We start from the raw sequence: 14462 nt of genomic DNA on the forward strand, positions 1-14462 counted from the left end.
ATACGCCGTAAATTTCGCTCCGCCCTTCATCGCCAGTACCTTCGTTATCGACGCTGTCAGCGTCGTCTTGCCGTGATCCACGTGTCCTATCGTTCCGATGTTCACGTGCGGCTTACTTCTGTCAAACTTGGCCTTCGCCATTGTATTTCCTCCTTGCTATATAGCTTTAGATTAAAGCCCACGGCCAGAATTGAACTGGCGACCTCTTCCTTACCAAGGAAGTGCTCTGCCGACTGAGCTACATGGGCGGGATTTCCCCAAAATGCAAACGTAGAGCTGAAATTATAACTATTGATTGAGGATTGTCAAGTGCGAAATTTAATGTAAATCATATCTTAGAACTCGATTACCCCGCTATGAGATATAAAGGAGATATATGCCGCTGCTGTCGGTAGTTTTACGGTTTTTTTATAAGTTCGAATGATTCAAAGAATCTCTGGAAATACTCGGCCGGAATTGCACCGATTACGGACTGAACCATAATCTCATAAAGTCTTGTTCCAATTACGTATCTCCTTGACGTGTACTGCACGGGCACGCCTGAAAAGGTCCCGGTAACCTGAAACACTCTGCCGGGCTGGCTGTCGACAGTTATCTTCTCGTTGTAGATAACCTTGCTGTTTTCAAACGAGGTGACAACATTAGCAAGGTTACCCTCGAGTAGAAGCTGTACTTCGTGCTCGAATGTTTCCTTATCCTTAATGTCAGCAAGATATGGAATATCCGTATAGCTCATCACAAAGGATCCCGAAGAAAAGTCGAAGGAGTAAAAATAAGTGGTCATTGATTTTCCGGCAACCATGCCTTGAGTAGAATCGAAAACGACAGGCGCAGGCATCAGGACGGAAAAACTCGAGTCTGCAGGAATTACATTAACCCAGGGAACTTCCTGGGCAGAAACGAGCGGTGAAACCGCAAAAATCGACAGGATTATTCTTATGATGTTCGCTTTTTCCATGCCGTATTAAACACAGCTCTCCCCAGAAGTCAACAAGCTGAAATCTCAATCCTACCCTTGCGCTCCACCCTCCCCCTGGAATATGCAATGAAGAGTATCTTATCTTAAATTAATACGACTTACAACAGCTTGAAAGAATCCATGAACTTCTTAATGCTTTCGTCGTTGGCGTCCGACTTGGTAGTTGTCGCCATTACCTGATACAGGCGCGTTCCGACAAGGTATGCCTTCCCGAACACCACCATCTCCATGCCGTTCTTTGTGCCGTCTGCGCGGTATTCCTTGCCGGGATGACCTCTAAGAGTGATGTCTCTTCTGTAGACGAACTCGCCGTCCGGGAACGTGCCGATAGCGCCTTCAACGCCGCCCTCAAGGATATCGTCCTTATCGGAATCCGTGAGTTCTATGCCCTCAAGAAAGGACATCTCGTTGTAGGCGACCATGTAGTAGGCTTTGGAAAGGCTTACGGAATACATGTGAATCATTATGGGTCCTGCAGCGGTCGAGGTCGAACTCGACTGAACCTCGACATCCTTTCCGGGCATCATTACTGAGAAGCCTGCCTCTTCGGACTTGTACTCCTGCCAGTCAGGCTTTGCGCCGCATCCGGCGAATAGAGCGACAAACATAACCAGAGCTGCCATTATTTTTAATGCGGACTTCATATCTCCTCCTATGAGATTTGGTTTGTGCTGATTAAATCCAGAATAAGGCTCGTGTCAAGTATTTTGAAAGACTTTACCCTGTCTCAAGGAATTATGCAAGTCATCAGCGAACTAGACCCCATGTAAGCCATAGGCTGAACGCACCAAGCATGCGAATGTACCTACCTCCACAAGGAGCGTAACCACTTAAGCTGTTACGGAAGGAGCGAGCATTCTTTGAGCCCCTTTCTTTAAGACAAGTGCCTGAGAGCCTGGCGAATTGCCCCTCTCTTTAAGGAGGGGCCGCGGGGGTTTGCCCCCCTTGATTAAGAGAGGTGGCCGCAGGCCGGGGGTATTTATCATAAACTTTGCGGATCGACCTTAAGGTCGGTCCCTACAAGTTAAATATATGGTTCTTAAAAAGCCTTTACTGGCATTGACAAAGATTCGATATATTGTATGATTTTTATGTTCAGCTTTGGAGGCTATCGTGGATATTACGTTAAGTCAAATCCTGAATCTAGTAGGGAAACTTGACGATGCTTCAAACGGTAATAGCGCAAGGGAGCGTTTTCGAAGCTATCTAATTAAAAATGTCACGAAGGTAAATCAGTTCAGAGATTATATCGGAGAGTGTTTAAGGGAATCTGGCGACCAATATAACAAAGCTTTGCAGGATTTGGTCAATCAACTCGGATATTATCTCGGTTTTGAGGTTACATTTGGTCGGTATAAAGGAGCTTCAGGAGAAGTTGGTAACGATGGGCTTTGGAAATCGCCAACAGGCTACTACATTGTAATTGAGGTTAAAACAACAGACGCATATGTCATCAAAACGGATACCCTTCTTAATTATATTAATAATCTTGTCTCTGATAACGTTATCCCCCCTAAGGCACCTACCCTAGGTCTCTATGTTGTTGGTCGTCCCGATGCAAAACTTCAACAACTTGAAAATGACATCATTCATTTTGGTCGTCAAAACCAGTTAAGAGTAATCTCCATCGATTCGCTTCTTTCATTAGTTGAGATGAAGTCCGAATACGATGTTTCACACGAGGACATTCTAGCAGTTATTAAGCCATCAGCTCCAACTATTGATCCCGTTGTAGAATTGATGCGTCGCTTGGTTGTACAAGAGAAAGCAGCCGGACATCCAGAGATAAGTACAACCTTTGAAAGGGGAACTGACCAAGTACCAACGGAAGAGGTAGCATACTGGATGTCGCCTGTTGTAGAGATGGAAGGGCGTACAGCGGAAGAATGTATTAAGGAATTAGTCGGGGAAGAAAAAGTATACGCCTTCGGTGAAAGAACCCCAGGACGTCAATACATAAAACCCGGCGATATGATGTGTTTCTATGCACAATTAACGGGAATTGTTGCACACGCTAGAGTTACAAGCAAACCTGAGGAAAGAAAACATCCTAAAGTCCGAAACCCAGAAAAGTATAAGTGGGTCTTTAAGTTAAGCGATGTCAAGCTTTACCTCAACAAGCCAGTTGCTATTGACTCTGCTTTAAGAACAAACTTAGACGCTTTCAAAGATAAAGATCCAAACCAAGCTTGGAGCTGGTTTGTTTTTACTACTCGGAAAATAACAAAACACGACTTTGAACTCCTGACAAAATCTATCTGAAGGTTAACCTAGGCCATCTTTTCCTGCCATATGATTGCGTGGATGTTTCGCTAAGTCCCCATCACTTGACCTTTGCGCGGTTGGTGAGTAGTATATAATCAAAATATAGCAAACTCGAAATTATTTGGAGGAATTCATGCCTGTGACCAAGTCATTCAAATACAAGCCGTTACACGCGCCAAGGGGGACGAAGCTCTCCTGCAAGGGCTGGCACCAGGAGGCGGCGCTGCGGATGCTTTACAACAATCTTGACCCCCGGGTGGCCGAGGACCCTGAGAATCTTATCGTCTACGGCGGCACAGGCAAGGCGGCACGCAACTGGCAAGCGTTTCGAGCAATTGTTAAGTCTCTGAAGACGATGGAGTCGGATGAGACCCTGCTCGTGCAGTCCGGAAAACCTGTCGGCATCTTCCGCACGCATCCCTGGTCGCCGAGGGTACTGATAGCCAACTCCAACCTCGTACCAAACTGGGCGAACTGGGATGAGTTCCGCCGTCTTGAGGCCTTGGGCCTCATCATGTACGGCCAGATGACCGCCGGCTCCTGGATTTACATAGGCACGCAGGGCATCATTCAGGGCACGTACGAGACGCTGGCAGAGCTTGCACGCCAGCACTTCGGCGGTTCGCTCAAAGGCAGACTTGTCTTGACCGCCGGCATGGGCGGCATGTCGGGCGCGCAGCCTTTAGCCGTAACCATGAACGAGGGAGTATGTTTGGATGTGGAGGTCAACGCTGCGAGGATAGAGAGGAAGATAAATGAAGGCTTCTGCGATCGCATGACGGATAAGCTCGACGAAGCCTTGCGCTGGTGCGAAGAGGCAAAGCGCAGTGGCGTTGGTTTATCCGTAGGATTAGTGGGCAACGCGGCGGACGTGCACCCGGAGCTTGTAAGACGGAGCATCATCCCCGATGTTGTGACCGACCAGACATCCGCGCATGACGAGCTCAACGGCTACGTCCCCAGGGGAATGTCATACGAACAGGCGCTGGAGTTGAGGAAAGCTGACCCCAAGACATACATCGAAAAAAGCTTTGAGTCCATGGCGCGGCACATGGAAGCGATGCTTGCGATGCAGAAGCAGGGCGCTCGAGCGTTCGACTACGGCAACAATATAAGAGGCCAAGCAAAAAAGGCGGGCGTTGCAAACGCGTTCGACGTCAAGGGCTTCGTGCCTTTGTATATCAGACCGTTGTTCTGCAAGGGCAAGGGTCCGTTCCGCTGGGCCGCGCTATCGGGCAGGAAGGATGATATCTACGCGACGGACGAGAAGGTGTTGAAGCTCTTCCCGGATGACGCCGCACTCCACCGCTGGATAAGGATGGCAGAAAAAAGGATACCGTTCCAGGGACTGCCCTGCCGCATCTGCTGGCTCGGCTACGGCGAGCGCGACCGCTTCGGCCTGGAGATAAACAAGATGGTGAAGCAAGGCAAGCTTGCCGCGCCTGTCGTGATGGGCCGCGATCATCTGGACACGGGCTCGGTAGCCTCGCCCAACCGCGAGACCGAGGCAATGCTCGACGGCTCGGACGCCATTGCCGACTGGCCGCTCCTCAACGCGATGTTGAATACGGCGTCGGGCGCGTCATGGGTCAGCGTCCACCACGGCGGCGGCGTAGGCATGGGGCTTTCGATCCACGCAGGCCAGGTCACGGTTGCGGACGGCACCGCCGAGATGGCAAAGCGGATTGAGCGCGTTCTAACGAATGATCCGGGCATCGGTGTCGCAAGGCACGCGGATGCCGGATATGAAATAGCAACGAAGGTAGCGAAGCAGAAGGGTATTAAGATTCCGATGAAGTGATCCCCCCACCTCTCATCCTCCCCCACAAGGGGGTAGGATACCTGCATTCTCCCTCCCCTGGTGGGAGGGAATAAAAGGGAGGGGGAAAGAAGAATGAAAAGGAATTTGACATCTGTCGCTAAGAGTCTGCGCAAACGTATGACTGACGCTGAAGCAAAGTTATGGCTTCATTTGCGACGCAAACAATCAGAAGCAAAATTCAGACGGCAGTGCCCAATAGGTAAATACATAGTTGATTTCGTTTCGTTTGATGCAAATGTGATTGTAGAAGTAGATGGAGGGCAGCATGCACAATCGGAATCCGATAAACTCAGGGATAAGTGGTTGATGTCACAGGGATTCAAGGTGTTGAGATTCTGGGATAACGATGTGCTTAAAAATATTGAGGCCGTTATTGAAGCAATACGCCGCGAAATCTCCCCTCCCCTGGTGGGAGGGGATTAAAGGGAGGGGGTAGTAAAAAATCACCTCCACCTCATTCCTCCCCCATCAAGGGGGAGGAATGGTAATGGCAAAGCGCATCGAGCGCGTGCTGACCAACGACCCCGGCATCGGCGTCGCGCGTCATGCTGACGCGGGGTATGAGATTGCTAAGAAAGTGGCTAAGAAGCAGGGAATTAAGATACCGATGTCCTAATCCCCCTTCTTGTTCCTCCTTAATAAGGGGGACTTAGGGAGGTCCTCTCTCCCTTGGGAGAAAGTAAAAGCATTTACACAAAAAGGTAATTGTCGGCGAATCCCGATTAGTCTAAGCCGCGATCGGACGAAACATAGACTTGATTGTGTCTGGTACGTTTCTTGCTAAGTCATTATATTGTAGATAATTAACGCCGGTTACCGGCAGGAGGAAAAAGATGAAGAGATTGCTAGTCCTTCTTGTTTTGAGTTTTTCAGCTCCAGCAATAATATTGGGTTGGATGAAAACTTATGGTGGGTCAAATTTTGATTATTCTTATGGTGTCCAGCGAACATCGAATAACGGATACATAATTGCTGGATACACTGAATCCTTTGGACCTAAAGGTTTCAACCTCTGGATAATTGTGACAAATTCCAAGGGAGATACCATATCCACTAAAATATACGGCGATGCGTACATTGATATGAAATATTCCCTGCAATCTACATTAGATGGCAACTTTATCATCTCGGCTGAAAAATGGAACGATTCCAACCCATTAAATACCGACCTTTGGGTGCTTAAATTGAAACCGAACGGTGATACACTTTGGACTCGAAGCTTTGATTACGGAGAAAGTGAATGGGGAAATTGGATTTCGCAAACTTCAGATGGTGGTTACATTGTGGCAGGCAACGATGATGCTTTTTCATCATTAATCAAGTTAGATGCCAACGGTGATAGTGTTTGGCCGTATGATTACTTTAAAATTCAGGAGCTATTCCTTTGCGTACAGGAAACTAACGATGGTAACTACATCGTTTGCGGGTTTTCAGCCGGATGGGGCACTAATACAAGCCAGGATCTTCGGTTGACAAAAATTAGTTCACAAGGAGAAGTTATCTGGGACAAGAAATACGGACTAACAGATTTTGATCGTGGGGATTGCGTTCGACAGACTTCCGATGGGGGGTATATTCTAACGGGACTCAGCACTACCCTAGGCGGCCTCTGGCTTCTAAAAACCAATGCTCAAGGAGATACCAGCTGGACTAAAGTGTTTAAAGATGGACGAGGGTATTGTGTACAGCAAACCAAGGACGGAGGATATATCATTACAGGTGAAGTATGGACATTGATTAAAACGGATCCACTTGGAAACGTAACCTGGACAAAGAAATACATTGATGTGGGGCGGTATGTTGAAGAAACTCCCGATGGAGGATTTATTGTAGTAGGCGCCAACAATTACTATAACCACAATATGGATATTTGTTTAATCAAAACCGATGCAAATGGCGACACTCTTTCCGCCGTTTCCGAACTTCCAGTAACGCCCTTCCCTGATTTCGAACTCCTCTCCCCTATCGGCCCGCGGATTGTGCTGCGCTTTGCGGAGGCGAAGGAGCCTCGAGTGTTGAGCGTCTTCGATGCGTCTGGCAGAAAGGTGGATGAGGTTGTAGCCCCTCAGGCGGGTGGTGTAGTGAACTGGGGCGAGTGTTACGGGCCTGGCGTATATTTCATGAGGGTTGAGAGTAAGGGAAACCGTCCACATAAGGTTGTGCTGATAAGATAGCCCACCCCATAAATCTACTTCATAGCTTTGCGGGGACCCCGTATTAATTCTTGAAGTAGGACTTTGATTCTTCAAACCTGGCTAATCATTCCATAGATTTTGTCCATGTTTTGTCTATCTTTTTTTGGAGGGGTCTACCCAACAAATCTGCTACGCAGCTTTGAGGGAACCACTATTATTGAAATCGATCTGCCGAAGCTGTATGCTTCGAGCCGAATGAGCTTTGGCCCATGCGACTCCAGTCGCTATTTGTCCATGATTCCTGACCTCAAAGAGTTAAACGTGACCTCATTTTAAGCGTGTGATTACTGTTAAAGGGATCTCGCCTGGAAACAATTTTTGGGGTAACTGCTTACGAAAATTGTTTAATTTACAGACCGGAGTACGATTATAAGTGCTTAATTTAAAAGAGCATATAGCACTATATTGATTCCCATCTTAAATGCTTCTTCCCGTACATCTTCAGGATTGTTGTGCGCAACCGTCCACCCATCCGAAGGGTTAGAGTTATAAGTATAGAAAATTACGAGCCTTCCAGCGTCATATAGCCCGAAGCCTTTAGGCGGACCGTCAACGTGCTTATGGGTTTGCGGAGGTCCGTTATCAAAATTATAGAATATATGGTATATTGGGTGGTCGAATGGAAGTTCTACAAGCTGAGAATTTGGCAATACTTGCGCAATTTCTCGTCTGAAGGTTGTATCCATGCCGTAGTCGTCATCGGCATAAAGAAAACCACCGGATTGGAGATAATCTTTTAATCTTTTACGTTCTGTTTCAGAAAAACGTACCTCACCATGACCGGTCATAAAAAGGAATGGATACCTCTTAAGTTCCATATCCAAAAGAGTTATAACTTTTTGTTCCTTAAGTATCTCTACGTTTGCCCTCTTTTCAATTTGCGACGCCAGATTAGGAAGCGCGTCAGGGTCGTTATACCAGTCACCTCCTCCTCCGTATTGGAGTCGCGCAAGTTGTATAGGTGTGAGGGTTATTGTAAGCAGTGTCAGAAAGGTCATACGCCTACGGCAACATCAAGAAGCCTCGTAAAAGTCGTATAAGAAACCCTGACATGGCCTATTTCTATTCTTCCAACCCCGTGAAAATCTGATCCGCCGGTAGGAATCAGCCTGTTTTCAATCGCAAAAGCGTAAAGCGTATCCTCAAGTGTTGGAGAATGCTCAGGATACCAGACCTCAATACCGTCAAGATAGTCAACCGTACGTTCAGCCGCATCGGGAATGCGATACATCCCTGGGTGAGCGAGAACTGCAACACCTTGATGCTCATGAATAAGATCTACCGCATCCGGTATCGCCAGTTTAACCTTAGGAACGTAAGCAAGACCGTCAGGTCCGAGATACCGACTGAAGATTTCGTGGATACTGGAGCCTCTGCCCTGGGCAATCAGCGCCTTTGCCACATGAAGCCTTCCTATTGATTTACCTTTTGAGAAACGACGCACCTCGTTCATATCAAGCTCTATTCCATGACGCTTTAGCCTGTCAAGAATATCCGAAGCTCTTTCCGTTCTCTTCATCTGATACCATTCAAGCTTTTCTTCGAGCTCGGATTCTCTCCCAGGCGCAAAGTATCCCAAGATGTGAATCTCATATCCTTCTAATTCACATGACAGTTCAACCCCTGAAAGTATATCTATCCCCAGTTCTCTTGCTTCAATACGAGCTTCTTCGACTCCAGCAATCGTATCGTGATCCGTTATCGAAATTCCTTTTAGATTGGTGTCGTGCGCAAGGCGAACAATCTCCTCTGGCGAATAAAGCCCATCTGAATAACTAGTGTGTATATGGAGGTCGACGGATAAACCTGTCACGAGACGATGTCTTTAGGAACGAGATTAAGGTTTTTGGATACCCTCTCGATAATCAGTTCGTCAATCTTCGGCTTGCGCTGTATATAACCTTCTATCATAGCATTATCGCACACTATATTTACAAGTCTCGGTCTTCCTCCTGAAAAAGATGCAACCGCATCAAGCGCCTTGTCTGTAAAAATAGGTTCCTGACTTCCTGATATTCTTAACCGATGCTGGATATACGCCTTTACTGCGTCTATCGTCAAGGGGTTGAGGGTGACGCGAACGGCAATACGCTGGTACAGAGCTGCGTTCTGAGCAAGATTGACCTCAAGATCAGGCAATCCTATCATGATAAAAGTGACTAACTTTCTTCCGTCGGAAGTCTCGAGATTCAGAAAACCTCTCAATTCCTCGATTGTGTCCGGGTCATCCATTTTGTTCGCTTCATCAATAAAAACCACCGTTTTCTTACCGCTGTTGTGTATCTCGAATAAACGATTAACAATCTCTGAGAAAAAATATGAAGAATCATCAGGAGGGTCCTCAATATCCATAAGGACACCAAATTTCTCCAATAGCCAACGCGGCTTAACGGAATGAGTGAGTACAATCATTCCGATATTATAGCGTTCATCCGATTCGAGTTCAGATAGAATTCTCCTTGAAAGAGTCGTTTTACCTGTACCTATCTCGCCTAAGAGCAGCGCAAGTCCGCGGCCCCTTTCTGCAGCGTGCAGGAGATACTCCCGCGCCACAGCATGCTGGGGGCTGTTGAAGTAAAAACGCGGATCAGGTTGAACCGCAAAGGGTTCGTATTTCAATCTGTAAAAAGTTTCGTATGCCATTAAATAAAATGAATGTGACCGGAGGATTCTTCTCCTCCGTTTTTTTCTTTGTTTTCGCTTGAATTTGGAAAATCATAAGTCATTTTTGTTCCTGTTCTTTCACCTGCAAGTTGATTAAGCCTCTTTCGAACGTTTATGGCTTCATCTTTTTTCCCTAAGTCTTCATAAACATTAATAAGTGCTTCCAGTACCGCTTGCTTTAGAGGTTTTTCTTTTTCTCTGAAGCTTTCAGTAAGAAGAAACGAAGCCGTCAGATTCCTATCTTCGACGTGAGCTAGAATTGAAAGCAATTCGTGCAGCTTCTCAACAGAAGGATTGTCGGAGTAGATTGCCTTGAATTCATAAAAGGCATCTTCCCATAAACCTTCATCTTTAAAAACTACTGCAAGTTCGCTTCTCTTTGCCAGATTATCTGTGGTCTTTTCAATTATAGAATCTATGGAAGCAAGAAATTCCTCGATATTTATATTTGAAAGATCGATACCCGCTTTAACAGTATCTTCCAACTCTGGAACTAATTCAGTTTCGGAGTCAACAAACCCTTCCTCTACTGTTTCGACATTCGGATAAGACTGGGCTTCCGCAATCGCGTCTCTCTCGTGCAAAACTTCCTCTGAGTCCGCGGATTGTGCAGGAGAAAAACCCATCTTCTTTACCATTTCATCGATATCTCCACCAGATGGCTCTTTAAGCTTTTGCAGTCTGCGCTTAGCTGCCTGGTTGGATTCATCTATTGAAAGGACTTTATCATAAAGCTTGATAGCAAGGTCTATTTGACCTCTCTCCTCATACATCTGAGCCGCCATGAGATACTCAGTCAATGCTTCGACCTTGAAGCCTATCTGCATTAAAAGTCCCGCTAGTTCAATCTTGCCTTCGGGATCAAGACCTTCGTTTCTCATGAATCCTCATATAGATATTCATATTCAGTCTGGATTCGGGTTGCCTCCTCGTAGCTACCCCTGCCCTGCAGAGTAAAAATAACGTTTTCTACCGTCCTGCGCGCTTCTTCCTTTTGTCCAAGATGCGAAAGCATTTTAGCCATATTAAGGGCCAAGTCAAGGTTCTCCTCGTCAATTGAGAGCATCTTACGAACTATCAAATAAAGAGCATGAGGATTATTGCGACGTCTATAAAACTCAAATTCTCTTATTAGGTACTCGTAAGCGGCACGGTCAAGCCCCATCGAAAGATAAAGATCAGCGCGACGAACTCGAAGCTGAACGTCCGCCGGAGAAATCTCCTCAAGTTTTGCAGACGCAGCCATGGCCAAGAGAAACCTGTTCAGCTCGACGGCCTGGCGTATTGCATAACCAAGCGTGGCTATCGCCTCTTCTTTTTTCCCAAGACCGATAAATAAAACCCCTTGATAATATAATATTTCTTCAGATTCCGGAACCTTACGGGCCTCTTCGGTAAGCATTAATTGAACATCCGACCATCTTTGCTCTTTGATCAAAGCGCGAAGCGATTCTCGAACCTTATCTGAGATCATATATCACCTGGCCTTTTTTGACTACCGTGACCACGAAGTTTCTGTTAAAATAATAAACAACATTCTTCCATGAATCACTATCCAGTATTACCAAATCAGCATCCTTCCCCTCTCTAATCGAGCCAACGGCATCATCGATACCAAGAGCCTTTGCCGCATTAGTTGTAATACCTTTGAGGGCTTCCTCAAGAGTAAGATCATCAAGAAGCACGCCGCATGCCGAGGCAAAAGGAAGGGCATAAACCGTAGACGAACCTGGATTAAAGTCACTGGCGACAGCAATAGGCATTTTCAATTCCCGCATAAGCTTAACATTAGGTCTGGCTTGCTCTTTCAGAAAAAAAGTCGTCGCAGGCAACAGGACAGGAACTACCCCTCGTTCAGCCATTCGTCTCAAGCCTTCTTCATTGGATTTTACGAGGTGTTCTGCAGATACCGCTCCCAAATCAGCTGCAAGTTTTGCTCCGCCTACATCTTCTATTTCATCTACATGCAGCTTTATCTTTAAGCCATATTCCTTTGCTTTCTCGACAAGTTTTTTGGTCTCATTATTAGAAAAAGCTATCGAATCGCAGAATACATCAAAGAATTGGGCAAGACCTTTCTCTGCCACCTCAGGAAGCATAATATCCGCAAGAAGAGATATGTATTCGTCTTTTTTTATCTCAGGAGGTACGGCGTGGGCTCCAAGAAATGTAGGTATTAAAGTCTGGGGTGCATCCTCAGCAAGGCTTCTTATTACTGAAAGCTGCTTCAACTCATCGGCCAAATTTAGGCCGTAACCGGATTTGATTTCGACAGTGGTTGTGCCCCAACAAAGCATCTCGTTAAGCCAATCCAAAGCCTTTTCATACAACTCTTCGAAACTGGCTCGTCTCGTAGCCTTAACAGTTGAAAGTATTCCGCCTCCTTCTCTCGCAATCTCGGCATAAGTGGCTCCTTTTATCCGTTTCTCGAATTCATCCGCCCTTGACCCTCCAAAGACAAGATGCGTGTGGCAATCGACAAATCCCGGCATAACCACTTTACCTGAAGCGTCTATAATCATTTCCGCATGACACCCTTGTTCATCACCTGTTCTGCAAACCTTTGATATTTTTCCGTCATGAATTACAACACTCGCATTCTCGACGATGCCTAGATTATCTCCCTCCATGGTTACTAATTCTGAGATGTTCTTAATGAGCAAATCGAAAATCATTTTACTTTTCCTTTAAACCACTCGTATGTCTGACGGATGCCTTCGGCCAGGCTGGTTTTCGCTACCCACCCAAGTTCTGTGGATGCTCTATCAGCATTTAGAACAGAACGCAGAACCTCACCGCGCCTTTCTTTCAGATGAACTACCGTAAGCTTCGGATTGATTTTCCTGAATTCTTGAAAAAGCTCGTTGATAGTAATCTCTCTTTTTGTACCAATATTGTATGTTCCTTCCTTTCCATCAACTGCCTTAAGATTAGCGTCTGCTATATCATTAACATATACAAAATCGCGCGTCTGGTTTCCAGAACCATAAATCAAGCATTCTTCATTGCAAAGAGCTTTTAAGGTAAATATGGAGACAACTCCGGCTTCTCCATGAGGATCCTGCCGCGGCCCATATACATTCGCATATCGCAAAATAACAGCTTCTAACCCATGCGTGTTCTTAAAAAATCTAATGTAGTTTTCAACGGTTGACTTAGCTATTCCGTAAGGAGCTAATGGTAAAACTGCGGTCCTTTCATCAGAAGGAATTACATCCGCATCTCCGTACAACGCCCCGCCGGTCGAGGCAAAGATAAAACGTCTTGTTTCGTATCTTATCGCTGTATCAAGAATATTTATACTGCCTAGAATATTCTGCTCGGCATCATACTTTGGTTCCCTCACTGACCTCGTTACCGATATCTGAGCGGCATGGTGGTCAACAACTTCGGGCTTGAAAGCGGAAAAAACTTTTTCAACACCTTCGCTATCCGTGATATCGACCTTGAAAAATTCCGCATCCTTGGGAACATTCTCCATTTTTCCGCTCGAAAGATTGTCAAGTATTGCTACCTTGTGACCGGCTTTTATAAAAGCCTCTGAGACGTGGCTTGCTATAAATCCTGCGCCGCCTGTAACCAATATCCTCTTCATGAAATATTATAATCCGAAAATGCACAAAAATCAAGGCTTACAGACACTTGACTAACTTAAATTTTCGTCTATATTTATTTATAAAAGCGGATAATACCGTGGCAATCAAGTTAAATGAAGTAACCGGCGACGCAAGGTACAAAGTAAGCATAAAAGATAAGGGCGCTTATGAAGTGCAGGGCGAGGAGATTACCGCAGGGCTTTGTCCTGCGTGCCATGGTACAGGACGCGTGCTCACACGCAACTCCAATAAAGAAGCGGCGTTAGTCAAAACCGATAAGAACGAAGAAACGCTTGAAGGCATTGCCGAACCCGAGTTCTGCCCCGTATGCGACGGCATGGGCATGTTCGACTACTCAACGGCTGAGATAAACCCCATTTAAAACCGTGCTACGAATCCCGTGATTCGTATGCGGAATCGAGGTCAGGAATCATTCACCTCGTCAAGCCAGGATTAAAGATATGAATCAGGAATCATAGTCAGTGTTGGAGATTCGTAGTCAGGAATCCAAGACAAAAGTGGGACAAAAGCTGGGCAGAAGATGGACAAAAGCCCCCCAAAAAATGGACAAAAGTTGGACAAAATTCTGATGATGAGGAAGCCAGGTTTAATGGAACGAAGCTACATTTCAAGATTCCGTTTACGGGGTCCCCGCAAAAATGCGGAGTATTTTTGTGGGGTAGAAAATTTCTGAGATGATTAGTCAGGATTGAAGAAAAAATGTCGGATTTGGAGAAGTGCACCAGTTGATAAAAAAATGTCGTTGCGAGTGCCGCTGCGAGTGACCGAAGCCTCCGGAGGGTGTAGTGCGACCCATTTGTCAAGACAGATTTGAGGTAAAATGAGTTTAGAGATTTCACATTGCTTCCTTAAGAACTTGCTGGGAGTAAAGGGCCTCGAACTCCTCCGGACTCCTGTATCCCAGGCTGCTGTGCACGTAT

16 protein-coding genes and 1 tRNA gene are annotated in these 14462 nt (G+C 46.0%); 6 read left to right on the forward strand and 11 right to left on the reverse strand.

The annotated features are described in order from the left end of the window. The 4 genes from tuf to GX441_07295 form a co-directional block, all read right to left on the reverse strand. Window positions 1–141: elongation factor Tu (gene tuf / locus GX441_07280; protein NLI98443.1), on the reverse strand; the 141-nt coding region annotated here is incomplete at its 3' end. Between the two features lie 34 nt (window positions 142–175). Beyond that, window positions 176–248 (reverse strand) — tRNA-Thr (locus tag GX441_07285). Window positions 249–397: 149 nt separating this feature from the next. Then, entirely contained in the window at window positions 398–958 is a 561-nt protein-coding gene (locus GX441_07290; protein ID NLI98444.1) for a hypothetical protein, read from the reverse strand. 119 nt (window positions 959–1077) lie between these two features. Continuing rightward, window positions 1078–1623, reverse strand: coding sequence for a hypothetical protein (locus tag GX441_07295; GenBank protein ID NLI98445.1), 546 nt, complete (start codon window positions 1621–1623; stop codon window positions 1078–1080). A 475-nt stretch (window positions 1624–2098) separates the two neighbouring features. On the opposite strand from GX441_07295, the gene GX441_07300 reads away from it, so the two are divergent. The 5 genes from GX441_07300 (at window position 2099) to GX441_07320 (ending at window position 7240) form a co-directional block, all read left to right on the forward strand. Further along, the gene (locus GX441_07300; GenBank protein ID NLI98446.1) at window positions 2099–3241 is read left to right on the forward strand and encodes an EVE domain-containing protein; all 1143 of its coding nucleotides are present in this window, start codon (window positions 2099–2101) and stop codon (window positions 3239–3241) included. Between the two features lie 136 nt (window positions 3242–3377). Then, a complete protein-coding gene (gene hutU, locus GX441_07305; GenBank protein NLI98447.1) occupies window positions 3378–5045 on the forward strand; it encodes a urocanate hydratase in 1668 nt (555 codons plus the stop codon). 93 nt (window positions 5046–5138) lie between these two features. Beyond that, entirely contained in the window at window positions 5139–5489 is a 351-nt protein-coding gene (locus tag GX441_07310) for an endonuclease domain-containing protein (protein ID NLI98448.1), read from the forward strand. Window positions 5490–5547: 58 nt separating this feature from the next. Then, window positions 5548–5682, forward strand: a complete 135-nt coding sequence (locus GX441_07315; GenBank protein ID NLI98449.1) for a hypothetical protein — start codon at window positions 5548–5550, stop codon at window positions 5680–5682. 217 nt (window positions 5683–5899) lie between these two features. Next, on the forward strand, window positions 5900–7240 hold the full coding sequence (locus GX441_07320) for a hypothetical protein (GenBank protein NLI98450.1): 1341 nt from the start codon (window positions 5900–5902) through the stop codon (window positions 7238–7240). Window positions 7241–7638: 398 nt separating this feature from the next. On the opposite strand, the gene GX441_07325 is transcribed toward GX441_07320, so the two are convergent. From GX441_07325 to GX441_07355, 7 genes are read right to left on the reverse strand one after another with little or no spacing between them, the layout of a single operon-like run. Further along, a complete protein-coding gene (locus GX441_07325) occupies window positions 7639–8259 on the reverse strand; it encodes a DUF4159 domain-containing protein (protein ID NLI98451.1) in 621 nt (206 codons plus the stop codon). Further along, window positions 8256–9074 (reverse strand): PHP domain-containing protein, encoded by an 819-nt coding sequence (locus tag GX441_07330; GenBank protein NLI98452.1) that lies wholly within the window; start codon window positions 9072–9074, stop codon window positions 8256–8258. The genes GX441_07325 and GX441_07330 overlap by 4 nt, the downstream gene beginning before the upstream one ends. Next, the gene (locus GX441_07335; GenBank protein NLI98453.1) at window positions 9071–9904 is read right to left on the reverse strand and encodes an AAA family ATPase; all 834 of its coding nucleotides are present in this window, start codon (window positions 9902–9904) and stop codon (window positions 9071–9073) included. The genes GX441_07330 and GX441_07335 overlap by 4 nt, the downstream gene beginning before the upstream one ends. After that, window positions 9904–10806, reverse strand: coding sequence for a hypothetical protein (locus GX441_07340; protein NLI98454.1), 903 nt, complete (start codon window positions 10804–10806; stop codon window positions 9904–9906). The genes GX441_07335 and GX441_07340 overlap by 1 nt, the downstream gene beginning before the upstream one ends. Further along, window positions 10803–11399, reverse strand: coding sequence for a hypothetical protein (locus GX441_07345; GenBank protein NLI98455.1), 597 nt, complete (start codon window positions 11397–11399; stop codon window positions 10803–10805). The genes GX441_07340 and GX441_07345 overlap by 4 nt, the downstream gene beginning before the upstream one ends. Beyond that, on the reverse strand, window positions 11386–12600 hold the full coding sequence (locus tag GX441_07350; protein ID NLI98456.1) for an imidazolonepropionase: 1215 nt from the start codon (window positions 12598–12600) through the stop codon (window positions 11386–11388). The genes GX441_07345 and GX441_07350 overlap by 14 nt, the downstream gene beginning before the upstream one ends. After that, a complete protein-coding gene (locus tag GX441_07355; protein NLI98457.1) occupies window positions 12597–13520 on the reverse strand; it encodes an NAD-dependent epimerase/dehydratase family protein in 924 nt (307 codons plus the stop codon). Before GX441_07355 ends, GX441_07350 begins: the two co-directional genes overlap by 4 nt. Window positions 13521–13618: 98 nt before the next feature. On the opposite strand from GX441_07355, the gene GX441_07360 reads away from it, so the two are divergent. Then, window positions 13619–13903: a hypothetical protein gene (locus GX441_07360; protein NLI98458.1), complete on the forward strand. Its 285-nt coding sequence runs from the start codon at window positions 13619–13621 to the stop codon at window positions 13901–13903. Window positions 13904–14462: the final 559 nt, after the last annotated feature.

The organism is bacterium, assembly GCA_012517375.1.
Classification (GTDB): Bacteria; Hydrothermota; Tepidihabitantia; order B3-TA06; family B3-TA06; genus JAAYVC01.

What these genes read in the sequence shown, in the direction of transcription:
- GX441_07345 (NLI98455.1), bottom strand. Translation starts at nt 11,399, where the DNA reads ATGATCTCAGATAAGGTTCGAGAATCGCTTCGCGCTTTGATCAAAGAG.
- GX441_07310 (NLI98448.1), top strand. Translation starts at nt 5,139, where the DNA reads ATGAAAAGGAATTTGACATCTGTCGCTAAGAGTCTGCGCAAACGTATG.
- GX441_07355 (NLI98457.1), bottom strand. Translation starts at nt 13,520, where the DNA reads ATGAAGAGGATATTGGTTACAGGCGGCGCAGGATTTATAGCAAGCCAC.
- GX441_07320 (NLI98450.1), top strand. Translation starts at nt 5,900, where the DNA reads ATGAAGAGATTGCTAGTCCTTCTTGTTTTGAGTTTTTCAGCTCCAGCA.
- GX441_07350 (NLI98456.1), bottom strand. Translation starts at nt 12,600, where the DNA reads ATGATTTTCGATTTGCTCATTAAGAACATCTCAGAATTAGTAACCATG.
- GX441_07315 (NLI98449.1), top strand. Translation starts at nt 5,548, where the DNA reads ATGGTAATGGCAAAGCGCATCGAGCGCGTGCTGACCAACGACCCCGGC.
- GX441_07290 (NLI98444.1), bottom strand. Translation starts at nt 958, where the DNA reads ATGGAAAAAGCGAACATCATAAGAATAATCCTGTCGATTTTTGCGGTT.
- GX441_07295 (NLI98445.1), bottom strand. Translation starts at nt 1,623, where the DNA reads ATGAAGTCCGCATTAAAAATAATGGCAGCTCTGGTTATGTTTGTCGCT.
- GX441_07340 (NLI98454.1), bottom strand. Translation starts at nt 10,806, where the DNA reads ATGAGAAACGAAGGTCTTGATCCCGAAGGCAAGATTGAACTAGCGGGA.
- GX441_07335 (NLI98453.1), bottom strand. Translation starts at nt 9,904, where the DNA reads ATGGCATACGAAACTTTTTACAGATTGAAATACGAACCCTTTGCGGTT.
- hutU (NLI98447.1), top strand. Translation starts at nt 3,378, where the DNA reads ATGCCTGTGACCAAGTCATTCAAATACAAGCCGTTACACGCGCCAAGG.
- GX441_07325 (NLI98451.1), bottom strand. Translation starts at nt 8,259, where the DNA reads ATGACCTTTCTGACACTGCTTACAATAACCCTCACACCTATACAACTT.